Source organism: Acinetobacter sp. 802_lipA (assembly GCF_058242885.1).
The window spans coordinates 3,128,865-3,154,931 of the sequence record NZ_JBZAYP010000001.1; the positions used below are offsets into that span (position 1 = coordinate 3,128,865).

The 26,067-nt window shown below is 40.7% G+C and carries 23 protein-coding genes and 1 pseudogene; 7 read left to right on the forward strand and 17 right to left on the reverse strand.

Going from position 1 to position 26,067, the window contains the following annotated elements; genetic code table 11:
- Nucleotides 1–9: 9 nt before the first annotated feature.
- Nucleotides 10–774 carry an IS5 family transposase gene (locus tag AC4CU3_RS15480; RefSeq protein ID WP_078426309.1) on the forward strand — a complete coding sequence of 255 codons (765 nt, stop codon included), beginning with the start codon at nucleotides 10–12 and terminating at the stop codon, nucleotides 772–774.
- 163 nt (nucleotides 775–937) lie between these two features.
- Here the strand turns inward: AC4CU3_RS15480 and cyoE are convergent, their stop codons facing one another.
- The 7 genes from cyoE to ppsA form a co-directional block, all read right to left on the reverse strand.
- A complete protein-coding gene (cyoE, locus tag AC4CU3_RS15485; protein WP_004982036.1) occupies nucleotides 938–1,816 on the reverse strand; it encodes a heme o synthase in 879 nt (292 codons plus the stop codon).
- Nucleotides 1,817–1,826: 10 nt separating this feature from the next.
- Nucleotides 1,827–2,156 (reverse strand): cytochrome o ubiquinol oxidase subunit IV, encoded by a 330-nt coding sequence (locus tag AC4CU3_RS15490; RefSeq protein ID WP_026056475.1) that lies wholly within the window; start codon nucleotides 2,154–2,156, stop codon nucleotides 1,827–1,829.
- Nucleotides 2,153–2,773, reverse strand: coding sequence for a cytochrome o ubiquinol oxidase subunit III (cyoC, locus tag AC4CU3_RS15495; RefSeq protein ID WP_004696446.1), 621 nt, complete (start codon nucleotides 2,771–2,773; stop codon nucleotides 2,153–2,155). Before cyoC ends, AC4CU3_RS15490 begins: the two co-directional genes overlap by 4 nt.
- 4 nt (nucleotides 2,774–2,777) lie before the next feature.
- Nucleotides 2,778–4,766 carry a cytochrome o ubiquinol oxidase subunit I gene (gene cyoB, locus AC4CU3_RS15500; protein ID WP_004982033.1) on the reverse strand — a complete coding sequence of 663 codons (1,989 nt, stop codon included), beginning with the start codon at nucleotides 4,764–4,766 and terminating at the stop codon, nucleotides 2,778–2,780.
- Between the two features lie 3 nt (nucleotides 4,767–4,769).
- A complete protein-coding gene (gene cyoA, locus AC4CU3_RS15505; RefSeq protein WP_125280496.1) occupies nucleotides 4,770–5,843 on the reverse strand; it encodes a ubiquinol oxidase subunit II in 1,074 nt (357 codons plus the stop codon).
- A gap of 300 nt (nucleotides 5,844–6,143) precedes the next feature.
- On the reverse strand, nucleotides 6,144–6,911 hold the full coding sequence (locus AC4CU3_RS15510) for an RDD family protein (protein WP_236770226.1): 768 nt from the start codon (nucleotides 6,909–6,911) through the stop codon (nucleotides 6,144–6,146).
- Between the two features lie 343 nt (nucleotides 6,912–7,254).
- A complete protein-coding gene (gene ppsA / locus AC4CU3_RS15515; protein WP_062033001.1) occupies nucleotides 7,255–9,633 on the reverse strand; it encodes a phosphoenolpyruvate synthase in 2,379 nt (792 codons plus the stop codon).
- A 156-nt stretch (nucleotides 9,634–9,789) separates the two neighbouring features.
- On the opposite strand from ppsA, the gene ppsR reads away from it, so the two are divergent.
- Nucleotides 9,790–10,626, forward strand: coding sequence for a posphoenolpyruvate synthetase regulatory kinase/phosphorylase PpsR (gene ppsR / locus AC4CU3_RS15520; RefSeq protein WP_236770227.1), 837 nt, complete (start codon nucleotides 9,790–9,792; stop codon nucleotides 10,624–10,626).
- A gap of 132 nt (nucleotides 10,627–10,758) precedes the next feature.
- Nucleotides 10,759–11,391 (forward strand): hypothetical protein, encoded by a 633-nt coding sequence (locus AC4CU3_RS15525; RefSeq protein WP_236770228.1) that lies wholly within the window; start codon nucleotides 10,759–10,761, stop codon nucleotides 11,389–11,391.
- Between the two features lie 76 nt (nucleotides 11,392–11,467).
- Here the strand turns inward: AC4CU3_RS15525 and AC4CU3_RS15530 are convergent, their stop codons facing one another.
- The 4 genes from AC4CU3_RS15530 to AC4CU3_RS15545 all read right to left on the reverse strand — a co-directional run bounded on the left by AC4CU3_RS15530 (nucleotide 11,468) and on the right by AC4CU3_RS15545 (nucleotide 14,741).
- Nucleotides 11,468–12,031, reverse strand: a complete 564-nt coding sequence (locus AC4CU3_RS15530; protein WP_010327032.1) for an NAD(P)/FAD-dependent oxidoreductase — start codon at nucleotides 12,029–12,031, stop codon at nucleotides 11,468–11,470.
- 242 nt (nucleotides 12,032–12,273) lie between these two features.
- Nucleotides 12,274–13,275, reverse strand: coding sequence for an LLM class flavin-dependent oxidoreductase (locus tag AC4CU3_RS15535; RefSeq protein ID WP_236770229.1), 1,002 nt, complete (start codon nucleotides 13,273–13,275; stop codon nucleotides 12,274–12,276).
- Nucleotides 13,276–13,563: 288 nt separating this feature from the next.
- On the reverse strand, nucleotides 13,564–14,091 hold the full coding sequence (locus AC4CU3_RS15540; RefSeq protein WP_010327030.1) for a YMGG-like glycine zipper-containing protein: 528 nt from the start codon (nucleotides 14,089–14,091) through the stop codon (nucleotides 13,564–13,566).
- Between the two features lie 224 nt (nucleotides 14,092–14,315).
- Complete coding sequence (locus AC4CU3_RS15545; RefSeq protein ID WP_004696467.1) at nucleotides 14,316–14,741, reverse strand: glycine zipper domain-containing protein; 426 nt, start codon at nucleotides 14,739–14,741, stop codon at nucleotides 14,316–14,318.
- A gap of 461 nt (nucleotides 14,742–15,202) precedes the next feature.
- On the opposite strand from AC4CU3_RS15545, the gene prfA reads away from it, so the two are divergent.
- Both prfA and prmC read left to right on the forward strand, forming a co-directional pair.
- Nucleotides 15,203–16,291, forward strand: coding sequence for a peptide chain release factor 1 (gene prfA / locus AC4CU3_RS15550; RefSeq protein WP_004982013.1), 1,089 nt, complete (start codon nucleotides 15,203–15,205; stop codon nucleotides 16,289–16,291).
- The gene (gene prmC / locus AC4CU3_RS15555; RefSeq protein ID WP_148825823.1) at nucleotides 16,291–17,109 is read left to right on the forward strand and encodes a peptide chain release factor N(5)-glutamine methyltransferase; all 819 of its coding nucleotides are present in this window, start codon (nucleotides 16,291–16,293) and stop codon (nucleotides 17,107–17,109) included. The genes prfA and prmC overlap by 1 nt, the downstream gene beginning before the upstream one ends.
- 56 nt (nucleotides 17,110–17,165) lie before the next feature.
- On the opposite strand, the gene AC4CU3_RS15560 is transcribed toward prmC, so the two are convergent.
- Both AC4CU3_RS15560 and AC4CU3_RS15565 read right to left on the reverse strand, forming a co-directional pair.
- Nucleotides 17,166–17,987 (reverse strand): ABC transporter permease, encoded by an 822-nt coding sequence (locus AC4CU3_RS15560; RefSeq protein WP_236770230.1) that lies wholly within the window; start codon nucleotides 17,985–17,987, stop codon nucleotides 17,166–17,168.
- Nucleotides 17,987–18,955: pseudogene (locus AC4CU3_RS15565) on the reverse strand (aliphatic sulfonate ABC transporter substrate-binding protein). The gene AC4CU3_RS15560 and the pseudogene AC4CU3_RS15565 overlap by 1 nt, the downstream one beginning before the upstream one ends.
- A 247-nt stretch (nucleotides 18,956–19,202) precedes the next feature.
- Between AC4CU3_RS15565 and AC4CU3_RS15570 the strand changes: the two are divergent.
- Nucleotides 19,203–20,347 (forward strand): IS3 family transposase gene (locus AC4CU3_RS15570; protein WP_126624276.1). Its coding sequence is split into 2 segments (ribosomal slippage): nucleotides 19,203–19,467 and nucleotides 19,467–20,347, totalling 1,146 coding nucleotides; the frame shifts between segments, so codons are not numbered across the junction.
- A gap of 180 nt (nucleotides 20,348–20,527) precedes the next feature.
- On the opposite strand, the gene AC4CU3_RS15575 is transcribed toward AC4CU3_RS15570, so the two are convergent.
- The 4 genes from AC4CU3_RS15575 to AC4CU3_RS15590 all read right to left on the reverse strand — a co-directional run bounded on the left by AC4CU3_RS15575 (nucleotide 20,528) and on the right by AC4CU3_RS15590 (nucleotide 25,007).
- Entirely contained in the window at nucleotides 20,528–20,881 is a 354-nt protein-coding gene (locus AC4CU3_RS15575; RefSeq protein ID WP_029575052.1) for a hypothetical protein, read from the reverse strand.
- Between the two features lie 479 nt (nucleotides 20,882–21,360).
- A complete protein-coding gene (locus AC4CU3_RS15580; RefSeq protein WP_236770321.1) occupies nucleotides 21,361–22,320 on the reverse strand; it encodes a hypothetical protein in 960 nt (319 codons plus the stop codon).
- Between the two features lie 9 nt (nucleotides 22,321–22,329).
- A complete protein-coding gene (locus AC4CU3_RS15585) occupies nucleotides 22,330–23,652 on the reverse strand; it encodes a sphingomyelin phosphodiesterase (protein ID WP_279043092.1) in 1,323 nt (440 codons plus the stop codon).
- Nucleotides 23,653–23,981: 329 nt separating this feature from the next.
- Nucleotides 23,982–25,007, reverse strand: a complete 1,026-nt coding sequence (locus AC4CU3_RS15590; protein WP_058869854.1) for an AraC family transcriptional regulator — start codon at nucleotides 25,005–25,007, stop codon at nucleotides 23,982–23,984.
- 134 nt (nucleotides 25,008–25,141) lie between these two features.
- On the opposite strand from AC4CU3_RS15590, the gene AC4CU3_RS15595 reads away from it, so the two are divergent.
- On the forward strand, nucleotides 25,142–25,912 hold the full coding sequence (locus tag AC4CU3_RS15595) for an SDR family NAD(P)-dependent oxidoreductase (RefSeq protein ID WP_058869853.1): 771 nt from the start codon (nucleotides 25,142–25,144) through the stop codon (nucleotides 25,910–25,912).
- The last annotated feature ends 155 nt before the right edge of the window (nucleotides 25,913–26,067 follow it).

The window sequence follows — 26,067 nt, forward strand, 5'->3', positions numbered from 1 at the left end:
CTTCTCGCTATGCCTCGTACAATGCTGAATGATCAACACTGGTCTAAGTTACTTTCTATTTTCCGAAATTTTGATATCTATTTCAAATCTAATTTGAGAAATTTTGTCGAAGCAATACTTTATAGAATAAGAACAGGCTGCCCATGGCGTGATTTGCCTAAAGAATTTGGTTCGTATAACTCAATCTTTAAAAAATATAATCGTTGGTGTAAAAATGATAAGTTAATGAAAATATTTAAATTAATTTCTTCAAATGCTGATATGGAATGGGTTTTTATTGATGCTAGTCATGTTCGGGCACACCAACATTCTGCTGGAATAAAAGATCAGGATATTTCTAAAAGCATTGGTGGAAATAGTTCTAAAATACACTTAGCTGTTGATGCGGATGGCAATCCAATCGAAATTATTATCTCCGATGGAACGATACATGATGTCAAGATTGCTCCCAAAATGATTGAAAAACTTGATTTGAGTGAAACGGAAGTATGTTGTGCAGACAAAGGATATGACTCTGAATCATTAAGAGAACAAATATCTGTGAAAAAAACTAAAGCGAATATTCCAAGAAAATCAAATACTCAGTCAAATAATGATCATATGGATTGGTATTTATATAAAATCAGACACTTAGTTGAGAATGCATTTTGTAGGTTAAAGCAGTTCAGAGGAATAGCAACACGATATGATAAGCTAAAGTGTAGCTATGAGGGGGCAGTTGCATTAGCTTGTATATTTATTTGGCTACCTTTATCGGGTAAATTCTATACTTGAAATGTCAACAGACCCTAATAAAAATAGATTTTTTAAAAAATTGTGATGGCATTTTCATTGCAGAGCATGAGTTATTGTTGTGTCTGCTATGGTAACAATTTAAAGACTAGACTTAAATATTGAATAAGTTGAAATAAAAAAGATAGAGAGAACTCTATCTTTTTTAAAACAGCGGCAAATGTGGCGCAGGTGAGACGTAGCTAAAACTAAAACTAAAACTTAATGCAGTAATTAAAATCACTGAATATAAGAAATAGCGTTTTGCCCAAACCTGATCATTTTCAGCTTTAAAACCAATGATTGATAAATATACCCAATAAGCACAGAGTGCGTTAAAGGTGATAAGAAAAAACATATTGGTATAGCCAAAACAATACAAACCATTTAACACCGCAGCAAACAGCAAGACATAAATCAAGCTTTCAACTTTCGTGCGGAAAATTGAACGTGCTACAGGTAAAATTGGAATGCCTGCATTTTTATAGTCGTCAAAGCGGTATACCGCAATTCCCCATGAATGAGGCATTTGCCAAAGTGCATATGCTAAGAAAAGCAACAATGCGGCAACATCAAATTCATTGGTCACAGCTGTATAGCCGATCACTGGTGGACTAGCACCAGAAATACTTCCAATCACAGTTTGGTGAATGGATGTGCGTTTGCTCCATAGACTATAAAAAATCACATAAACCACAAAACCAAGTACAGCAAAGCCAAAGGCATAAGCATTAACAAAGAACCAGAGCAGGGCGAAACCTAATATTCCGAGCGCAGCAGAAAATGCCAAAGCTACGGAAGGACTGATGGTTTTTTTAACTAATGCACGGTTCATCGTCCGTTCCATCTTTTGATCAATATCTTGATCAATGACGTTATTGACGACACAGCCAGAAGCAACAACCAGTGTTGTACCAAGTAGGGTGATGAGAAGAAGGAGGAAATCTACAGACCCCTGAGCGGCTAAAAAGAAGCCGCCCAGAGTGGTAACGAAGTTACCAAAGAGAATTCCTGGTTTAGTCAGGAATAAATACTTTTTCAACATGACGATCAGTTTAGATCATCATGTTGTAGTGTAAGTAGTTCATAATCCATACAGAGCCGACTAGAAGTACAGCAATACAAAGTACTGTATAGATAAATGCAATCACGTTCCAACGTTGCTCTGAAGATGAGTTCATGTGCAAGAAGTAAACTAATTGAACTAGAACCTGAGCAACCGCTGTAATTGCGATAACCGCCATAACAATACCGCGACCAAAACCACCAGCCATTACCATACCGAATGGAATTACGGTCAGGATAACTGAAAGGATAAAGCCGATCGTGTATTGCTTGGTGTTACCGTGTGAAGCACCAGCTGAGTTATGATCGTGACTCATTATAGAACTCCCATCAAGTAAACTACGCTGAATACACAGATCCAAACGATGTCAAGGAAGTGCCAGAACAAGCTTAGGCAAGCAAGACGACGAGTGTTTGGAAGAGTCAAACCATTTTTCTTGATCTGAATCATCAAAATGATCATCCATACCAAACCTGAAGTTACGTGAATACCGTGCGTACCTACTAAAGTAAAGAACGACGATAAAAACGCACTTACGCTTGGACCGTGGCCAGCATGAACTAAGTGATTAAACTCATATAGTTCCATGCCGATGAATGAAGCACCGAATAACCAAGTGATCGCTAACCAAGTTAAAACTTGGTTGACGTTCTTTTTGTATGCAGCAAGAACCGCAAAACCAAAAGTTACAGAAGAGATCAAGAGAGCGAAAGTTTCAGTTAAAACGAAACCTAAAGACTCACCGAATAATTCTTTTGCACTTGGTGTGCCCATAGGCACATGGCTACTTAAAACAGCGAATGCAATGAAGAGTGTACCGAATAGAATCAAGTCACTCATCAAATAAGTCCAAAAACCAAAGACGGTGATGTCAGTATCATCGTGGTGATGATGCTCATCGTGTCCGTGGTTTTCGTGATGAAGTACGTCAGCCATTGTCTTAGTCCTTCTTCAAATGTTTTTCAAGAATCGCGTAACGTTCATTTTCAATACGCTCAACTTCAGCAGCAGGAACATAGTAGTCCACTTTCTTCGTAAACGAAGATGCGATGAAGCTGATAATAGCAGCGATGAACATCACAACAACTAACCACCAGATATGCCAGATTAAACCAAAGCCCATAACAGTAATGAACATGGCAATCACAACACCAGCAGCACGATTCGTTGGCATATGAATGTCTTCGTATGAAGTAGGTTTCGCATACGCTACGCCATTCTCTTTGTCATTCCAGAACGTATCAATACCATTGATTGTTGGAAGGTGAGCAAAGTTGTAGAACGGAGCAGGAGAAGAGGTCGCCCATTCAAGTGTACGACCATCCCATGGATCGCCTGTAAGGTCGAGGTTGTCGTTGCGTTGTAAGTAACCAACAACAATCTGCATAACGAAACATGCAATACCAATCGCGACTAACACAGAACCGAAGAATGCAATAGCAATGTACGGATCCCATTCAGGGTTGTCATATGTATTCAAACGACGAGTCATACCCATGAAACCAAGGATATAAAGTGGCATGAATGCAAAGTAGAAACCGAAGAACCAGAACCAGAACGCAGCTTTACCCCATGCTTCATTGAGCTTCCAACCAAACATTTTCGGCCAGTAGAAAATGATGCCGGCAAACATACCAAACACCACACCACCGATAATTACGTTATGGAAGTGAGCAATCAAGAACAATGAGTTGTGTACAAGGAAGTCCGCAGGTGGAACCGCCATTAATACACCAGTTAAACCGCCAATACCGAATGTTACAAGGAAGCCAAGCGTCCATAACATAGGAGTAGTGAAGGTGATACGACCCTTATACATTGTGAATAACCAAGAGAAGATTTTCACACCAGTAGGAATCGCAATAACCATGGTCATGATACCGAAGAACGCATTCACGTTCGCACCAGCACCCATGGTGAAGAAGTGGTGAAGCCATACTACGAACGCAAGTACTGTGATCGCAATTGTTGCATACACCATTGATTTGTAACCGAACAACGTTTTACGAGAGAACGTTGATACAACTTCAGAGTAAATACCAAATGCTGGTAATACTAAGATGTAAACTTCTGGGTGACCCCATGTCCAAATCAAGTTTACATACAACATTGGGCTACCACCCATGTCATTTGTAAAGAAGTGGAAACCGAAGTAACGGTCAAGCGTTAACATCGCAATTGTTGCTGTTAACACTGGGAATGAAGCAATGATCAATACAGCTGTACACAAAGATGTCCAAGTAAAGATCGGCATGTCCATAAGTGACATACCAGGCGCGCGCATTTTAATGATGGTAACGAAGAAGTTAACACCCGTTAATAGCGTACCTAAACCTGAAATCTGAAGTGCCCAGATATAGTAGTCCACACCCACGCCTGGAGAGTATTCGATACCTGAAAGAGGAGGATAAGCCATCCAACCTGTTGCAGCGAATTCACCAATTGCAAGAGATGCCATCATTAAGCCTGCAGCACCAGCAAATAACCAGAAGCTTAGAGAGTTTAATAATGGGAAGGCAACGTCACGTGCACCAATTTGAAGTGGTACAGAGATGTTCATTAAGCCAACAACTAGACCCATTGCTACGAAGAAGATCATGATTACACCGTGTGCGGTGAAGATCTGATCGTAGTGTTCTGGGTGTAAATAACCTTCACCGCCACCTTTTGCAAGGAACAGTTGAAGACGCATCATAATCGCATCGGCGAAACCACGCAAAAGCATGATGATCGATACGAAAAGATACATGATACCAATTTTTTTATGGTCGACTGATGTGAACCATTCGTTCCACAAGTAGCCCCATTTTTTAAAGTAGGTAATACCAGCAACAACTGCGATACCACCTAAGATCATCATTGCAACTGTGACCAGTACAATTGGATCGTGCGGAATAACGTCCGGACCTAACTTACCTAAGAAGCTCATGTCTTATTCCCCTACAACTGATGAAGCAGGTTCAACAGCGGCATGTGCTTCAGATGAAGCAGCCCCGTGAGCACCCGCAGTCGCTGAGTGATCAGCACCGTGATAGTTGCTCATATATTTGCTGATGACTGACTTAAACAAGCCTTCCTCTACAGAAGAGTAGTAAGTCACAGGGTGTGGCTTAGTTGGATAAGGCTTCATTGCCTCAGCAGCAGCCTTCTCTTCAGGAGTTTTTGCTTTTGAAATCAAAACTTCAATTTGGTGTTTACCACGGTTACCGTCACGTAAAGACTCAAATTCAGCTTGATCTAAAATTGTTTTTTGTACAGCTTTAGGATTAATGCTTGTACCGTTACCTGCTTTAACTGCAGCAACCCATTCAGCGAATTGAGCGTCAGTTACAGAGTGAGTACGGAAGCGCATTTGCGAGAAGCCGTAGCCTGAATAGTTCGAAGAGAAACCGCGGTAGCCTTCAGCAGGGCTAGTTCCATCTGCTAACAAATTCAAGTGCGTTTGCATGCCTGCCATTGCATAAATTTGACCACCTAACGCAGGGATGAAGAACGAGTTCATCGTGAAGTTAGAGGTAATTTTAAGTGCAACTGGAGTTTTTTCAGGGAAACGAATTTCGTTAACCGTCGCAATGTTAAGATCAGGGTAAATGAAGATCCATTTAAACTGTTCTGCAATGACTTGAATATTTACAGGTGCTTTATCAGATTCGAGTGGGCGGTAAGGGTCATACTTGTGTGAACCCCACCAAGTTAACCAAGCCAGAATACCAATAATAATGACAGGAATACCCCAAACCACAATTTCAATTGCAGTAGAGTGTGCCCATGTAGGTTTATAGTCTGCATCTTTATTCGACGCGCGATATTTCCAACCAAACCATAATGCCATTACGACTGATGGAATAACCACCAATAGCATTAAATAGATCGCAGTCATCATTAAGTCAGATTGACCTTGTGCAACTGGACCTTTTGAGTTTAGAAGTACCATATCACCACCACACCCAGTTAAGAGCGCGGCGATCGCAGATAAAGACAATACAGCTAAAATCGTTTGTCTCATTTTACAACCTCGGTGAAGAGTCCCATTCCCTAATAAAATTGGGATAGCGAATAAAGTGTCGCATGATTGAAAAGTTTCTTTTTAAGTCTAAAAACACTTCTCAATCATAAGACACCGCTACGTTGTAGGGCATTATGCCTCATATCGACAAACTAAGCTATACGTAAAGATGCTTTAAATGACTGTTATAAAAACCGATTTTTCACTCGGAATTTTATAATTTATTTATGGATTTATTTTGAATATCAATAAACTGCGGAAAACTGAGGTGCGCCAAACCTCAGCTTAAATATGGTCAAATTACTGCTTAATGACCTTGGTTTTCGCCAGCTTATCGTGCAAAGTTTGACGCTTTGAAGTTAAACCAAAGACGTGATCGATGATGGTAATAAACGGCATGAACAGCATATTGAGCACAATAAAGACAACACTGCGCAATGTGAATACACGCAAAAGGCTGACTTTTTCGTTGGTTTCTACGTCTACAATTTTAATTTTGGTAATTTTTTTGCCAATACTTTGACCACTTTTTGCTAAGAAAAAGGCCTGGATACCGAGCATAATCAGCAGGTAAATTCCCATGGTGGTCCATGCTTCAGTAGGAATCAAACTGAACAGTTGTGCTTGTAGTTCACTGGCCTGAGTTGCTGTAGTGGCCGCTTGCATTTTTTGCTGAATTTCAGTGAGTTCACCAAATTTGTCTGCTTGTAAAAAGAACGAGGGAATCGCAGCGGCAGGGAGCCAAAGAAGTAAATCAATGACTTTGGCTAAGACGCGTGTGCCTATTGATGCCAGTTCAGGTTGAGCAACTTTCGCCGCAGTACGGTTTGGTTGTGAAAATTGATTTGGCGTATGCATTGGCTCAGGAATAGGGGGCTGAGGTTGATAACCTACAGGTTCATAAGCCAGTTTTCCTTGGGTGAGTTCACCTAAAGCTTTCCATTCAGGCATACCCTGATGCCAAACTAAATCTGTCAATAAAACTTGTTGGCTTGCGAGCATCTGATTCAACTGCTCTAAGGTATATGGACCGGCTTGTTGATTATTTCGTGCCAAGTAAATCTGCATATAAACTTAATCTCAAAATATAAATTGGGATATTTAAATAATAAATGTATTTGTTTTCAGATTAAAAACAAATAAAAAATCTATGATAAAACATGCGGATAGTCTAGAGAATTTCAAGCTGAAATTAACCAAAACTACACAAAATGCAGGACAGTGTAGCAAGGATTATGCTGCTTCTTCTAGCTTTATCGCAATGCGATCTCTTCTCAATCAAAATGTTGCTGCATGAGTGCCAAACTTAGTCTAAGTTTTTGTATCAATATGCTTGTTTTAGTACGGATACGTTGAAAGAGTGGACATAAAAAAGACCCATGAAAGGGTCTTTTTTTATCACATCAAAAAGTTAAGCTTTTTGAACTTTTTCTTCTGCAAGGAAGAACCAAGTGTCTAATACTGAGTCAGGGTTAAGTGATACAGATTCGATACCTTGTTCCATAAGCCATTGCGCAAGATCTGGGTGATCTGATGGGCCTTGACCACAAATACCCACATATTTACCTGCTTTACGGCATGCATGAATTGCCATAGAAAGAAGTGCTTTTACTGCTGGATCACGCTCATCAAATAGGTGAGATACAATACCTGAGTCACGGTCTAGACCAAGCGTTAACTGAGTTAAGTCGTTTGAGCCAATAGAGAAGCCATCGAAGTGTTCAAGGAACTGTTCAGCCAATAATGCGTTCGTTGGTAACTCACACATCATGATCACTTTCAGACCATTTTCACCACGTTTCAAACCATTTAACGCCAATAATTCAATTACACGTTTCGCTTCATGTACAGTACGTACGAAAGGAATCATGATTTGAATATTGGTTAAGCCCATTTCGTCACGTGCTTTTTTCAACGCGCGGCATTCTAATTCGAAGCAGTCACGGAAGTTGTCAGAGACATAACGGCTGGCACCACGGAAACCCAACATTGGGTTTTCTTCTTCAGGCTCGTATAATTTACCACCGATCAAGTTTGCATATTCATTTGACTTAAAGTCAGACATACGAACAATCACAGGTTTGTCTGCAAATGCTGCAGCAAGGGTAGAAATACCTTCAACCAGTTTTTCAACATAGAATTCGATTGGAGATGCATAACCCGCAGTACGTGCCATGACCGCAGCACGTGTTTCACGTGGCAAGCTGTCAATGTTCAACAATGCTTTAGGGTGAACACCGATCATACGGTTAATGATGAACTCAAGACGCGCAAGACCAATCCCTTCATTTGGAATTTGTGCAAAGTCAAATGCGCGGTCAGGGTTACCGACGTTCATCATTACTTTGAACGGAAGCTCTGGCATCGATTCGATTGAATTGGTTTGAATCTCGAAATCTAAAGAACCTTCGTAGATGAAACCTGTATCACCTTCCGCACATGAAACAGTCACTTCCTGACCGTCTACTAGAACTTCAGTTGCATTACCACAACCAACGATTGCTGGAACACCCAATTCACGTGCAATAATCGCTGCGTGGCAAGTACGACCACCACGGTTAGTCACAATTGCAGCCGCACGTTTCATTACTGGTTCCCAGTCTGGGTCAGTCATGTCAGATACAAGTACGTCACCGTCTTGTACTTTGTCCATTTCTTTAATAGACGTAACAATACGGACTTTACCAGAACCAATACGTTGACCGATTGAACGACCTTCACAAATCACAGTGCCTTTTTGTTTTAAAAGATAGCGCTCCATAGTGCCGACGTTTTCACGGCTCTTCACAGTTTCAGGGCGCGCTTGAACGATATAAATTTGACCGTCATCGCCATCTTTTGCCCACTCGATGTCCATTGGAGAACCATAGTGGTTTTCAATGATCAGCGCTTGTTTTGCAAGTTCTTGTAGTTCGTGGTCGTTTAATGCGAATTGTTGACGCTCTTGTTTTTCAACATCAACCACAACAACTGATTTACCTGCAGAAGCTTCTTCGCCATAAATCATTTTTTGGTGTTTAGAACCCAGATTACGACGGAGGACAGCGTGCTTGCCTGCATTTAAAAGGGGTTTAGAGAGGTAGAATTCGTCAGGGTTTACTGCACCTTGAACAACCATTTCCCCCAAACCATAAGATGCAGTGATGAAAACTACGTCACGGAAACCTGATTCAGTGTCGAGTGTAAACATTACACCCGCTGCACCAGTTTCAGAGCGGACCATACGCTGAACACCAGCAGATAAAGCCACAACATCATGCGCAAAATTTTGGTGTACGCGGTAAGAAATTGCACGGTCGTTATACAGTGATGCAAATACTTCTTTGATCGCGATCAATACGTTGTCGATACCGCGAATGTTTAAGAAGGTTTCTTGTTGACCTGCAAAAGAAGCATCTGGTAAATCTTCTGCTGTCGCTGAAGAACGAACGGCAACCGCGATATCTGGGTTGCCGTTTGAAAGCTCTGCAAATGCTTTACGAACTTCTTGTTCGAGTTCTGCCGTAAGTGGGGTATCTACAATCCATTGGCGAATTTTCGCGCCTGTTTCAGCAAGAGCATTTACATCATCAACATTGAGGACTTTTAACTCTGCATTGATTTTAGCGTTTAGGCCACTTTGCTCGAGAAATTCACGATATGCTTGAGCTGTAGTAGCAAAGCCACCTGGTACAGATACACCTGCATTTGATAGGTGGCTGATCATTTCACCTAAAGATGAGTTTTTCCCACCTACAAGTTCAACGTCGTGTTTCCCTAATTTTTCTAGACCAATTACGCGCGCTTCCAAAGTTGTTACTCCACTTTTGCAGTATTTAATCACTATCTTGGCATCAGATTATAACAAATCTACTTAGCTTTTTGATTTTACTAAGCGACAGTCATGTAAGATCGGTTTACTATAAAGATTATATAGCACTAAGACAAATTTTTGAGGAGAATTTTAATGTCAGGAAGTAAACAATTTAAGCGGAGTGTTTTTTTTGTATCTGATGGTACTGCAATTACTGCTGAAACCCTTGGGCACTCGCTATTGGCGCAGTTTCCAAATGTTGACTTTGACATTCATATTATTCCTTATATTAGCTCTGAAGAAGCTGCTACAAATGTGGTTGCTGAGATCAATTTAATGGCACAACAAGACGGACAAAAGCCACTGGTTTTTGACACTTTAGTTGACCCGTACGTGCGTGACATTATTAATACTGCAAATGCTATAAATCTTGATGTATTTGAAGGGCTTATTAGTAAATTGTCTGAGGAGCTGGGAACACCGCCTACAACTTTAGTCGGACAGACCCATGCGGTGACTGATTCGGAGTCTTATAAAGCACGTATTGATGCGGTGCATTTTGCTTTAGATAACGATGACGGTGCACGTACACGCCACTATGACAAGGCCGATCTGATTCTGATTGGGGTGTCACGTTCGGGTAAAACACCGACGTCAATTTATTTGTCATTACAGTTTGGTATTCGTGTTGCAAACTATCCATTGACTGAAGAAGACTTGGATGACAACCGTTTACCTGCGGTACTTCGCGCGCATAAACAGAAGCTTTTTGGTTTGATGATTGATGCTGAACGTCTTGTTGCTATTCGCTCTGAACGTAAAGCCAATAGCCGTTATGCAAGCTTCAGCCAGTGCCAAATGGAGCTTCGCGCAATTGAAGGGATTTATATCTCTGAAGGGATTAAATACTTAAATGTCTCGGAAATGTCGATTGAAGAAATTTCAACTCGTGTACTCCAAATGACGGGTTTAAAACGTCGCATTGGTTGATATTGTCATTACATTATAAAGCGTCATATTGATGATGCTTTATAATATTGATCAATATAAAAATACAGATTAGATCAAATGAAAATAATATCAAAATGCCTATTAGGTGTATTTTGTTGTGCTCATTTTAATATGGCTTTATATGCGCGAAATATATCAATTCAACAGGCTGAGCAGGCGATTGATCAAAAATATGCAGCGCTAGATTTTTATGCGGTGAATCAACAGATCGAAAATGATGTGATTGATTTAATCCGTGAAAATGCAGAAAGTTATGCTTATTCTTTCCCCAAATTGACTGAAAATCTTAGACTAAAGATTAATGCCTCACCGGACCAACTGCTTAAATTCTATACCTTTGATGTAGGCGGTGGCGGTACTATGGGTGAATTTTCATCCTATGTGCAGATGAAATCGAGCAATTCCACTAAACTTCAGCCTTTAGAAACAGGCTATATTTTAAAGATTGATCAAGTGAAATGGGGTGCACAGCCGATTTATCTGATTCAAAGTTATTACAAAGGCGATAGTTGTCACGGTCTCTATCAAATTCAAGCCTTTAAAATGCATGCCCAAGCTTTGACAGCAACACCAGTTTTTCAGACCAAAAAACAGCAGTTAAGTTCAATTGAAGTAGATTATGACTGTCATTGTGACGAAGAGCAGCGCGGTTCATATATTCGTGTTTCAAAAGACTTAAACAAGATTGATATCACTTTATTGGATCAAAACAGTCGACCGACTGGAAAGTACTTACGTTATTAGTGTTCAAATACAGGCTATCGGTATACAAGTGTGACGAAATAAACAACGGGTAAGTAGGGAAACTTACCCTATATGGTTAATGGCTATAGGTGGTAATGATCACATCGACTGGATATTCAGCACCATCTAAACTTTGAATATCATGTTCTCGAATTTTGACTATTGGCCAAGTGATTAGCTTACAGTTGTCGCGCTGTAAGGCATGATAATAATGATCGGACTTAAAAAATTTAAGTTTATCGGCAGCGGAGTTAGGTTTGAGTTGGTGTCTAAGCCATGGGTCTTGAACTTGGGTTTCTAAGAAGCGTAAAGCCAGTAGGCATTTGATACGTGTGTTAAATAGGCGTCGGTTCTTAATAACCAGTGGATGTTGAATTAAGCGCTGAATTCCACGCTCTGTTTTTGGCAAGATAAATTGTGGCGCATTTTGAAAAACATAGACCGATTGAGCGACCTGACAAATCGATTCAAGGGCAGTTACTGTATGCTGGTTGGTACCAATAATTGCGACACGTTGTTCAGTAAAAGCATGTTGTTTAATTTCTGATGCGGTAATCAATTGCCCTTTAAAATGCTGAAAATATTCGGGATGGTTTTGAAATAAACCAGATACGTTGTCTGTTGAATGCAAATTGACCATGCTTGATCCTTAATTGTTTTTTATCGTCTTTCCTTAATTTATTATTTTTAGTGCTTTTGCTCTAAAAAGGCAAAGTGATAAATTGTCTGAGCAGTCACGCTAACTTTAGTCTAGACATAGCAGCAGTTTTTGCAGAGTTTTGAAGATTTTTTAGGTATCGGCTGAGATTTTAGTTATTCATTTATGCACGTCGCCTTATGGGTATGTATTAATACGCATAAGGCGATTAACTTCATTTGTACTTAGCTATTTTTGATCTGCATGAGACGTTCAAAATTTTCTAAACGTTTGTCCGTGTCATAGATGTCACAGGTGAAAATGAACTCATCGACATCATATTCTAAAAGAAGCTGTTTCAAGCCTTCTTTCACCGTGCCATTGGAGCCGATTTGCGCCATGGCATAAAAACTGTCTACTGACATTTTTTCCGCAGGTGACCAGAGACCGTCCATGCTGGCAATTGGTGCTTTTAACTTTAAACTTTGACCGCGCATGAGACCTAAAACCCGTTGATAGGCACTGGTCGCTAGATATTCAGCTTCGGCATCGGTTTCAGCAACGACCGTCGGGACACCCATAGACACATAAGGTTTGGATAAGTACTCAGAGGGTTCAAAGTTTTCACGATAGAGCTGAATCGCTTGTTTTAGCATGCGCGGTGCAAAGTGTGATGCAAAAGAGTAGGGAAGACCGAGTCTTGCTGCCAGTTGTGCACTAAATAAGCTTGAACCAAGTAGCCATACAGGCACATGTGTCCCTTGCCCCGGAGTTGCAATGATACGCTGATTTGGCTCAGCGTCCTTAAAGTAATGCAGAATTTCTAAGACATCTTGTGGGAATTGATCTTCAGTTTCTTGACGGCCACGGCGAAGTGCGCGCATGGTCACTTGGTCTGTACCTGGTGCTCGACCTAAACCTAATTCAATCCGGTTTGGATAGAGTGTTGCAAGTGTACCGAATTGCTCCGCTACGATCAGTGGGGCATGGTTTGGGAGCATGATACCGCCAGAACCCACTTTTAAGGTTGAGGTATTCGCGAGTAAATAGCCAAGTAGCACCGCAGTTGCAGAGCTGGCAATACCATCCATATTATGATGTTCTGCAAGCCAAAGACGGCTATAGCCTAAATGCTCAGCTTGTTGAGCCAATTTTAAGCTATGTTGTAGAGTGAGTTGTACAGTTTGATCTTCGCGGACAGGAGCTAATTCTAAAATAGAAAATTGAGTCTCGGACAACGTGCGCATTCTAGTTCTCAGTTTCGTTTCATATATCGAAATAATACGATATAACTGCTATTTTGTATATCGATTTTATTCGATATTATAGTTGTTTTATATAAGGTGTTGATTTAAAAATGAAACTAAATATCTATTCAATATCGTTGAACCGCACTAGCCACATATGCATTTAAAAACAAAAAAAGGGGATTACTGTATTTAACATAACAATGTAGTATTTTTTTGAGTGTAGTTGTCAGATAAATAAAAAGCACCCGAAGGTGCTCTTTTATTTGAAAATGTTTTATGCGGTGCTTAACGTTTCCCGTTTTTGTACCAGCCCAAGTGACGGCCATTGTCACCACGGTAGTTGCGACCATTATATTTATAATTGCTATTACGGTAGCCACGGCTGTCATAACGACGATCATAACGGTCGTCGTAACGGCGGTCATATTCGTCATCATAACGACGGTCTTCAGAGACTTTTTTACCTAGAACTGCGCCACCCGCTGAACCTAGACCTGCGCCAATATATCCACCATTGGTACCGCCCATGTTTTTACCTACGGTATAACCACCTGCACCACCGAGTGCTCCACCAATGATTGCACCATTACGGTCACGTTTGTTGGCTGAAGCAGCTGCACCTGCACCACCACCAATGGCAGAACCAATCATGGCGCCTGTTTGTCCACCCATTTGGTTACCAATCGCGGCACCGACAACACCACCTAATGCAGATGTTAGTGCAGTATTGGTTGTATTACCTGCATATGTTGTGGTCATCGTTAATGCAGAAGCTGCAATTACGGTGCTCATTAAAATTGATTTAATTTTCATTTTTAAACTCCTAAGAGCATGTCTATTTTGTCTTGATTTCACTTTAGCGAAACAAGTTGGAAGAATAATGAAGAGAAACTTTATCGAAACCGTTGCTTTGGTAAGTGCTGTGTAACGACTCTTCGTATTTTCTACCAGTTTGGCTGATGTGTTGTTGCGTCTAAATCTGTGCCATAAAAAAGCACCCGAAGGTGCTTTCAATGACATCTTTACGATGCAGCTAATTAATGGTGTTTATGTTTTTTCTTCCATTTTTTACCATGGTAAGAGTCATACTGTTTATCTTTTGAGATTTTGTTGCCGAGTGCTGCACCGCCCGCTGCACCTAATGCAGAACCCACATAGCCACCATTGGTGCCGCCCATGCTTTTACCTACGGTATAGCCCGCACCACCACCGATGGCACCACCAATAGCAGATTCAGTACGGTGACGTTTGTCACTTGCAACTGCTGCACCACCCGCGCCACCTAATGCTGCGCCAATAGTTGCACCAGTTGTGCCGCCCATGTTTTTACCAATTGCTGTCCCTGCAACACTACCTAAAGCACTGGCTGCTGCAACGCGAGTTGTGCTGTCTGCATATGCAGTTGCAGTAAACATAGATGCCGTTGCTAATGTTGCTGACATTAAGAGTGTATTAAGTTTCATGTGTTTCTCCATGTCCAACATTGGTTGAACTGTCTTACTTTTTTCGATGTGGCTAATGTAACAAAAAGATTCCAGTTAATTGTGGAGAGTTAAAACTAAATTGAAACCCATTGGTTTCTTGTTTGTATCAGTTTTATTACAAATGTGAATAAGCAGACTGAAATTTATCCAAAATCATGCAAATGTGGATAAACCTAGGAGTGATGCAGTTCACACTCTGAATTTTGAGCTGAAATGGCCTATTAAAAAGGTGTATATGAAATAAACTGTTTTACATTTTTTAAGCGTTAGTAAGGGCATAAACATGCTTTAAAAGTGTATCAATCTACTAAGGCGTATAAAGTAAACATCGCTCAGGATTGAATAAAGATGTTCTTTGCGTGATAGAGCCGTTAAACTAAGCGCAAATTTTTTGGTGCTGTGAAACTGTATTGCAGCCTTTATATTGAGATATTTTCCTAATGAAAGAATCGTTACGTTTACGATTAGATCAACTTTCTGACCGTCACGAAGAATTAACAGCATTACTTGCAGATGTAGAAGTCATTTCGGATAACAAACGCTTTCGTCAGTTGTCACGTGAACATAGTGATTTAAGTGAAATCACAGAAGTTTGGACCAAGTACAAACAAGCTGAAGCTGATATTGAAACGGCTGAAGCGATGCTGTCAGATCCTGATTTTAAGGAAATGGCTGTTGAAGAAATTAAAGAAAATAAAGCCATTATTGCGTCTTTAGAAGCTGATTTAAATATTTTAATGATTCCGAAAGATCCAAATGATGCGAACTCTGCATATTTGGAAATTCGAGCGGGAACAGGTGGTGATGAAGCCGCTATTTTCTCAGGTGACTTATATCGCATGTACACCAAGTACGCTGAATCACAAGGCTGGCGTATTGAAGTGTTGTCTGAAAATGAAGGCGAACACGGTGGTTATAAAGAAATCATTTGTTTGGTGAATGGTGAAGGCGTTTACGGTCGCTTGAAGTTTGAAAGTGGCGCGCACCGTGTACAACGTGTACCTGCAACGGAGTCTCAGGGTCGTGTACATACTTCGGCGTGTACCGTTGCGATTTTGCCTGAAATTGATGTCGATACAACAGTCGAGATTAATGCATCAGACTTACGTATTGATACCTACCGTGCCTCAGGTGCGGGTGGTCAGCACATCAACAAAACCGATTCGGCTGTGCGTATTACCCACATTCCAACAGGAACAGTGGTGGAATGTCAGGAAGAGCGTTCGCAGCATAAAAACAAAGCCAAAGCGATGGCTTTACTTGCTTCACGTTTGGAAAATGCAAAACGTGCAGCAGCTGATGCAGCAACTTCTGAAATGCGCCGTGACTTGGTCGGCTCGGGTGATCGTTCAGAACGTATCCGTACCTATAACTACCCGCAAGGTCGTATGACCGATCACCGTATTAACTTAACTTTATACAAGTTAGACGCGGTTATGGAAGGCGATTTAACTGAACTATTAGATAGCTTACATCGTGAATATCAAGCAGATCAGCTTGCGATGCTTGCACAGCAGAATGGTGGATAATGAATATTGCCCAAGCTTTAGCTTTACGTGGTGAAGCCGAGAGTTACGAACGTCAAGAGAACGCATGGTTGCTGGAACACATTACCAAAATTGATTCTTTTGATTTGGTTATGAAAAAAGATCAAGTGCTGACCGATGAGCAAGAGCAAGCCTATGTTGCTGCCTTGGCACGAATCGAAGCAGGTGAACCTTTGGCCTATGTGACAGGTTCACAGCCGTTTTGGACGCTCGATTTGATTGTCACTCCTGACACCTTAGTGCCACGTCCAGATACCGAAGTATTGGTAGAAACTGTACTACGTTTAGACTTACCTGAAGATGCCCGCATTGTCGATTTAGGCACGGGGACGGGTGCGGTTGCGCTTTCATTGGCCAGTGAACGGGACACATGGGACATCACGGCTACCGATATTTATGAGCCAACTTTAGCCGTTGCACAGCAAAATGCAGAAAAGCATGACTTAAATGATGTGACTTTTGTGTGTGGCAGTTGGTTTGCACCGCTAAATCGAAAGTTTTTTGATGTGATTGTATCGAACCCGCCGTACATCGATGCTGATGATGCTCACATGCAAGTCTTAGCAACTGAGCCTGAACGTGCCCTAGTTGCGGCAGATCATGGTTTGGCTGATTTAAAAGTCATTATCCAGCAAGGTAAAAAGCATTTAACCCTCGATGGTTGGGTGGTACTTGAGCATGGTTATGATCAAGGTGACGCTGTACAGAAAATCTTTAAAGAAGCGGGCTATAAACAAGTGCGTACGGTGAAAGATTATGGTGGAAATGACCGCGTCACCTTAGGGCAGTGGACACAATAATTTCTTTGTTCCCTCCAAAATAAAAGCGCATTCGATGCGCTTTTATTTTTTCTACCTTATGTTCCAAATACGTCACGCCAACGCAGTAGCCAAGTCTCGAGGGCTTTCATGATGCTATCACTGAATTTTCCGAGCACGGCTAAAAGAATAATCGCTAAGATCACAATATCAGGACGTGAAGTTTCTCGGCCATCACTCAGTAAGTAGCCTATGCCTTGTGTTGCTGCAATGAGTTCTGCGGCAATCATAAACATCCATGCCAAACTTAAACTGTTGCGCAGTCCCGTTAAAATTCCCGGAGATGCTGCAGGCAAAATAATCTGTTGCACTTGTTGCCAGTACTTCAGTCGATAGACTTGTGCGACTTCGATGAGCTTGCGATCAACACCTTTAACAGCCGCGACCGTGTTGGTATAGGTCGGAAAAAATGCGCCAATTGCAATTAGAGTAATTTTCGATGCTTCATCAATTCCCAACCACAGTAAAAGTAGAGGAATCCACGCTAAGCTCGGGATGGATTTGATCGCTGAAAAACTAGGTTCTAAAAATGCTTCAACCTGTTTATTGAGTCCCACCAAAATCGCAAATATTAAAGCTAGGGCACTCCCAATAAAAAAGCCTAAAAACACTCGCCATGTACTGGTCCATACATGCATCCATAAATCGGCCTGCCATAAATCTAGAAAGGTTTGCCATAGACTACTGGGTGCAGGCAATAAATAAGGTTCAATAAAACCAGCACGGACTAGATATTCACAAGCAATCAGTAAGAGCGCTGGAAGGGTGATCGCTTTGAGAACACTCTTCAATTTCAACTGAAATGAGGAACTCTTTTTCACTACAATAGGGCTGAAAGAGCTCGCGACTGACTTGGTCATTATTTGCTTACAACCTTTTGTGCATATTGTGGTTTAAACAACTGAGTCACGACTTGATTAACATTGCTGCCTTTACGAACTAAGTCTTCTTCATTCAAAATGCCGCCAGACTTTTGTAATGCAGCAATCTGTTTGGCTGACGGAATGTTTTGATCAAAGTTGGTACGGCTTAGTTGTAATTTTGCGACATTCAACGGCAGTTTGGACTCGCGTGCCAGTAACTCCGCCAATTTCTCTGGATTAGCTTTGGCCCATTTACGTGCTTGCTCATAAGCTTTAATCACGGCTTCAATGGCTTCAATGGCTTCGGGACTTTGCTGAGTAAAAGACTCTTTGACACTGAGCACGCTATAAATGTTAAACCCAATATTTCGATACAACAGTTTTGCGCCAGACTGCACTTGTGCCGATGCCATCAAGGGATCTAAGCCTGCCCAAGCATCGACTTAACCACGTTCTAAAGCTGTTTTGCCATCTGGATGTTGTAAATGAACCAGTTGTACATCACGTTTATTTAGACCCACTGTATCCAGCGCTTGTAAGGTAAATAGAAATGGATCTGTGCCTTTGGTTGCGGCAATTTTTTTTCCTTTTAAGTCTTTTAGGCTTTTAATTTGGGAGTTTTTAGCAACCACCAAAGCAGTCCATTCAGGTTGGCTCTGGATATAAACGGTATTGATTGGACTGCCGTTGGCACGACTGAGTACGGCTGCAAGTCCAGCGGTTGAAGCAAAATCGACACTGCCGCTATTTAAAAATTCCAGTGAACGGTTACTGCCTTGGCTAAATACCCATTTAATTTCAGTTTTAGGTAAGGCTTTTTCTAACAATTTCTGCTCTTTCACCACAAGACTGGTTGGTGCGTAGTAGGCATAATCGAGTTTAAGTGTGTTTGGAATAGCGGCATTGGCATACGAGCCGATCAGACCTAAAATCAGTGAAGTGCTCAGTAGTTTAAAGTTTTTCATGTTGCATCATTTAAATAAGTTCATTTGTGAGTTCTTTTAACCTTATGTATGCGAAAAATAAAAAAAGAAAAATGGATAACAAAATATTAAATTGAAATAAGTAGATAATCTTGATTTAAGTATCTGAATTTTAATAACTTGATTGAACTTTGTGTGGTTTTTGGAGTATAGAGAGGTGGATCAGGAAATTTGAACAACACTTATAAGTGATATTTTGCTCCCCAAATGATGTTATAAACATCAATATATGGAGTATTTTATGGCACGTAGACCAAGAAGAAATCATTCAAATGATTTTAAAGCTAAGGTAGCACTTGCTGCGATTAAAGCAGAAAAAACACTTGCTGAATTGAGTGCTGAATTTGATGTTCATCAAAACCAAATTATCGACTGGAAAAATCAACTGATTTCAGCTTCCTCGCAAGCTTTCGATCAATCAAAAGCTCCAACAGAACCACCCATCGATCTAAAAAAACTACATGCAAAAATCGGTGAGCAGGCATTAGAAATTGATTTTTTAGAAGGTGTGTTGAAGAAACTGGGCCGCTTCAACCACAAAAGTTAATCGATGACTCACTTCAGATTTCAGTATCTAAGCAAGCTCAGCTGCTGAAAGTCTCCCGTGGTTGTTATTACTATCGCCCAAAACCTGTGAGTACATCAGATCTGAAGCTGATGCGGTGTATGGATGAGTTACATATGCAATACCCTTTTGCAGGTAGCCGTATGATGCGTGATTTGTTGAATCGTCAAGGACATCATATAGGACGACGTCATACACGTACTTTAATGAAGAAAATGGGCATTAATGCGTTATATTGCAAACCAAATTTAAGCCAGGCTAATCAAGCTCACCGCAAATATCCATATCTGCTCAAAGGATTGGCTATTCAGCGCAGTAATCAAGTGTGGTCTACGGATATAACGTATATCCCTATGGCAAAAGGCTTTGTTTATTTATGTGCTGTGATTGATTGGCATAGCCGCAAGGTACTTGCGCATAGAGTATCGATTAGTATGGAGGTTACATTTTGCATAGAAACATTAAATGAAGCTATTGAAAAATATGGTCGACCTGAAATATTTAATACAGACCAAGGCAGTCAGTTTACCAGTGATGCATTTATTGATGTATTGAAATCAAATGGCATTCAAATCAGTATGGATGGTAAAGGTCGATGGGTTGATAATGTGATGGTTGAACGATTATGGCGGAGCGTTAAATATGAAGAGGTGTATCTCAAAGCCTACAGCAATGTTTTGGATGCGAAGAAGCAATTAAACGCATATTTTGAATTTTATAATTTGAAACGACCTCATTCGAGTCTGGACAAAATGACTCCAGATGAGTTTTACTATGACCAGCTACCACAACAAAATAAGGTAGCTTAACTAGAGCAGAGTATCACTTATAAATAAGCTTTTAGTTGTTCAAACATGTGGGACCACCTCTTAGAATAACTTTAAAAAGCATAGAATAATTTCTTCTTATATGAAGATTGCATAACTAAATCATTCATTTTGAATGTAAAAAAGCGACTGTAATAGTCGCTTTTTTAAGGGCTTGCAAGCTTACATAGGATAGTCTTGTAAGCTGTCAAACACTTCAACTTGCTCTAAAGCATCAGTTTCAAGTGCAAGACAAAGTGTCACAATTTTCTTTAGATCAGCTAGATATTGTTCATCTTTAAACGATGCACCTAACTGTAGGGCTTGAATACGGTCAGCGCTAATATCCAACGCTTGAGCAGCTTCAATCGCATTAACTTCATTAAAAAATGCAGTAACAGCATGATTTAATTCAAGGTCTGATGCATTGAGAATACCTTGATCCAATTGCTCTTCAAATTGTGGGGTAGGAGACTGCAAAGCTTGAGTAAAGTTTTGCACCAGACGTTGATCGAGAACATCAATCATTTTAAGCATGTCATAACCTTTAAAAGAAATAAGGTGATTAAACAGGGGGAGTACAGCCGGAAAATAAGCATTAAAGAATGCTTTAAAATTGGTTGAAAAATAATCCATTTTGGAACTTTTTGCAAATAGATTCCGATAAATGAAAGATGGATTTGTTAAGTAAATGAAAAGCTTTAATTTATTAAATTGAGTGTCTATTTGCATTTCACACTACTGATCTAATGAACGTGTATAGGTTAAAAAGAAGCATTCCATGTGAAATATCGTGGAGTTTTAATAAAAAAGTTCTTTTATTTTTTCTTAAGGTATTAAATTATAATAACTTTATTAATATTATCGTTGCAATAGTCTTTATTTTACGCATCACTGATGCGAACTCAAAACATTGTAGAATTGCAATTTATAAGGACATGCTAAAGCAACATGAGGTATATCACCTTGCTTTAGCTGTCTTTGTTTGATGTGGAGAATGATGAATGTTTAAGCCACTAGTTAAAGTGCTTTTGCCTCAGTTGTTCTAGACGGAGTTGATATTGCTGCTGCCATGCACTTTCAGCTAAGTTTTGTTTTTGCTGGTTCATTTCTTGGTTGAGAGCAGCAAGTTCAGATTGATAACTGGCGATCTGTTGTTGTTGTCGAGCGACTTGTTGTTCGCGTTCAGCCAACTGCGCCGCTTCTTTGCCTGAAAAGTAACTGTTACGAATTTGTTGGGTAATTTCTTGTTGCTGTATTGGGTCGGTGACGCCAATTAAAGCCAATTTAAGGGCTTTATCATAACTACCACTTTGACCATCAATATTTTTGCTCGGGTTTTTATATTGTTGCTGTAGTTGTGAAAGTTCACTCAGCCGTTGTTGTAAGGTCATGTGTAGTGCGCGGCTCAAGAGCTCACCATAAGCAAACTGATAGCTGGCAAACTCTTTTTCTTCAGCAAAGCCGAGTTGTGTTTCTTGCTTACCTAAAGTCTGTTCGCGTAAGTTCCAAATCTCCTGATAACGCTGTTGCGGTGTCATTTGTGTGGACATGGTTTTAGCTTGCATTTCTTTTTCGTACAGTGGTAGGCGTTCTATCAATTGTTTTAAAGTCTGGGCAAACTGTTGATCTGGATATTCGGCCAGTACCTGTTTTAATAACGCCTGACAGTTGGTATCAGGGCAGTTTTGCTGTAACTGGTTTAAGAATTGTGTGATATTGCCCGGATTTTTTTGAAAATGTTGAATGATTTGTTGGATGGATTCTTGTTGCTGTTGTTGCTGCATTTTTGACTCGTCATTGTTTGCAGCGGCAAGCTTCTCTTGCAAACTGCTGGGTTGAGCAGTCTCTGTAAGGGACGGTGAGGATGCCTGAGTTTGACCCGATGTGGCATATGATGAGCCAAGGCCCAACCATATCACCACACCGATCACCAATACACTCAGCACCAAAGCGATAAGCCCAAAGCGCTTCATTGTTCTTCCTTATGGGTTGTATTGGAATTGACCCATTACTGGGAAGTGGTCAGATAAGTCCCAAGTCATAAATACGGGGTCGACAGCCGAGCGAAGAATGCGGACATCATTACGTGCTTGCATAGGCTGACGGTGGTTATTGGATGACACCACGTAGTCTAAATACTCTACGGTAGAGCCACCCGTAAGTCCTGCACCTGCGAGTTTATTCACACGTGGATCGAAGGTCGATTCGGTATATCCTGTGCTGACTGGTACTGTACCATTCAAGTTAATTTGCATTTGCGCATAATCTTGAGGCCACAGGAGTTTGTTGACATTAAAGTCACCGCCCATGAGCACTGCATCAAATGATGGAATATTTTGCTTATCGACCAAAGCGCGGATTTGCTTAAATTGTTGCTGGCGCATATCACGTGCCGCGTCGGTATCAAACGATGCGGTATGCGTGGAGGTCACATGATAGGCTTTGCCATTCTTGAGAATTTCAGCATAAATCACGCCTTTATCGGCAAAACAGTCAATCCCTGTACAGCTTGGGTAAATAAAATGATCCGTTTGTACAATCGGGTGGCGACTGGCAACCAATATACCGCTGTCATAAATGTTGTAGCCTGAACCGATTGGAATATAGGTTTGGTATGGATATTCCTGAGCTAATTTGGCCAACAGGGCGGTACGACCAGAAGCAAAGGTCTCTTGGAATAAAATCGCGTCGTAGCCTTTTAGGTTTTGTGGTAGTTGTTCTAAGCGTTCATCAATTTTACTTGCCACTAAAGGAAGGGCATAAATATTGTAGGTTAAAACTTTAAACTCATCGGCACTGCTGGCAACAGGTTCTGGCACGGTATTTTGATGGATGGTGTAGTGGAAGTCGTCATAACCACCAGTGTATTCAGCTTTAAAAGCAGTCTGCGCCGTTTTTCCTGCATAATTGGTGTTGAAACGCTGAATGTTACGGTCGTTGAACCATGGTGCAGAGAAATCACTGCCAGATGCAGAATGTTTAATATTACTTCCAGACCAAGTGCCAGTCATAGATTGTTTCAGGGTGACGCTTGAACCACCGCCTGTAATTACGGTATCAAAATTATAGGTTTGGCCTGACTTTAGCCCAGTATAACGGTTATAACGCAGTACACGTTTGGTTTCATAAGGGGCAATTTGAGTGGCTTCTTGAGCCCATTGACTCCCTTGAGTTAGGGTGCGTGTACCGTGATGATTAATATTGACGGAGACTGTTTCAGAGGTGGTATTGGTCACATAAACGTATGAGTCGGCTATTACTGGCTGACTGCACACTAATAATGATAACCATCCGATATTTTTCATTAAGTTTTTATTTAATTGGCTACTTATGTTTTCCCTCCATGATGTTTTTATTCAACATTGTGTCAAGAACAATATGACGAGATCACTATGGCAGTTAATTTTTTGAAGTCAGTGACAAAGTGCGACAGCACCCTGATTTTCCGATGAATGAGCATCAAAAAACAATTTAATTTATAAGCTCTGTTGACATTTCATTTGGCAAATAAAAACCCAAATCAGAACAATAGAATGTTACGGTTTTACTTGAACGAGAGAATTTTATTGGCTAGTGATTTGTGATGTAGAAAGAGTAAGAGTATCTCGTAGTTGCTTATACCAATCGACCTCAGTTAAGCGTCCTTATTTTGACGATAAGCACCGGGACTGACCCCAGTCCACTTTTTAAAAGCACGGTGGAACGCACTTGGATCATGAAAATTGAGTTCAGTGCTAATGTCTTGTAATGATACTTGGCTGTCACTGAGCAGCTCAATCGCCATATCACGGCGTATATCATTTTTCAGTTGCTGATAACTGAAACCTTCGCTTTTCAGTCGCCGCTGAATAGTCGCCTCAGACATATTGAAATGATGGGCAATTTCAGACAGTTCAAGCCATTGTATAGGTGGCTCTTGCATTAAGTAGCGACGAATTTGGGCACTGGTTGAATGTGGATTTTTATAACGGGTCAGTAAAATATGTGGGGTTTGCTGAATAAATTGATACCACGATTTACTGTCCTGTTTTATTGGCATTTTTAAATAATTGGCATCGAACTGAATATAGTTTTCAGCCATTTGATACTGGATATTTTCACAAAAACGAACTTTGTAGTCGATGTCATCTGTAGGCGCATCACATTTGAGTTGAATTTGATTCAAAATCACCCGTTGACCTACTAGCCAACACATAAGCGCATGAATCAGCATGATGTAAGTTGCGTAACTAAACATTCGCTTGGGCTGTTGCCGTTCATAAATCACAATATAGGCATAATGCTCTTGCACCATGAGTTGACTGCTAAAGTCATCTAGTACCAGATTCATAAACTGCAAAATATGCTGAATGGCTTGGTCGAGCTGGGTGGTGTGTAATAGTGATTTAGATAAAAACTGAAAACTGCCACGGCGCATAGCATGGCGATCCATTCCAAAAAACTCATCATTCATGACATTGGCCAGTTCAGTCCAGAGCTGTGCATATTGATTAACTGAGACCCGTGCTTTTGTCGCACTTAACAATTCGCTATTGATACCTGCATTTTTCAAAATATCTGCAACTGCGTATCCCTGCTTTTCTGCTTCAAACAATGCTTCGTGTACCAAAGCAATTGAAATGGAATCTTTCTGGGCATTTGCATGTTCCGATGCAGTCATAGTGGCTTCCATATTTTTATTGTGCATTGTCCAAAACCATCATGGAAGATGCAATATTTGGAAATTGTACTCAAGTGCTTCTGTGTTTACATTTCTTCTTAAGTCGTAGCATTCAATCATACAAGGAAAAATAAATGAAGATTCAAGGGAAGGTTTTTGTCGTCACGGGTGGAGCATCGGGTTTAGGCGCAGCAACAGCACGTCATTTGATTGAGCAAGGTGCGAAAGTCATTTTGGTGGATATGAACCAAGCTTTAGGTGAAGAGCTACAGCGTGAGTTGGGTGAAAATTCTCAGTTTAAAAGCCTCGATGTTACTGATGAGCAAGCTGCGCAAAGTTTCTTCCAAGAAGTCGAGGCGGAATATGCACAGTTGAATGGTTTGGTAAACTGTGCGGGTGTAGCACCTTCATCCAAAGTGTTGGGTCGTGATGGTATTCATGAGCTGGCGTTATTCCAAAAAGTATTAAACATCAATGTCTCAGGTACTTTTAATATGCTGCGTTTTGCTGCGCAGTTAATCGCGAAATATGAACTTCAAGCTGGTGAAGAAGAACGCGGAGTGATTGTGAATACAGCTTCGGTTGCAGCCTATGACGGACAAATTGGCCAGACCGCTTATGCGGCATCGAAAGGCGCGGTTGTCTCAATGACTTTGCCGCTGGCACGCGAGCTAGCACGTGAAAAAATTCGAGTGATGGCCATTGCTCCAGGCATTATGGAAACGCCAATGTTGAAGGCGATGCCGCAAAATGTACAAGATGCGCTAGGTGAAATGGTGCCATTTCCGAAGCGTTTGGCAAAACCGCAGGAGTTTGCTCAGCTGGTAGGCCATATTTTTGAAAATAGTTATTTGAATGGTGAAGTGATTCGTTTAGATGGCGCGATTCGTATGCAGCCTAAATAATTTATTTTGACTTGTGATCTTTGAGTTTATGACAGAGCCTTTGCGTCGATAAGTAAAGGCTTCTTATAACCCTCGGTTCGACCTACTTTTCTTTCGGAAAAAGTAGGCAAAACCATCTTCATTCGCAAAACCTGTTTTATTAAATTTACAGACTA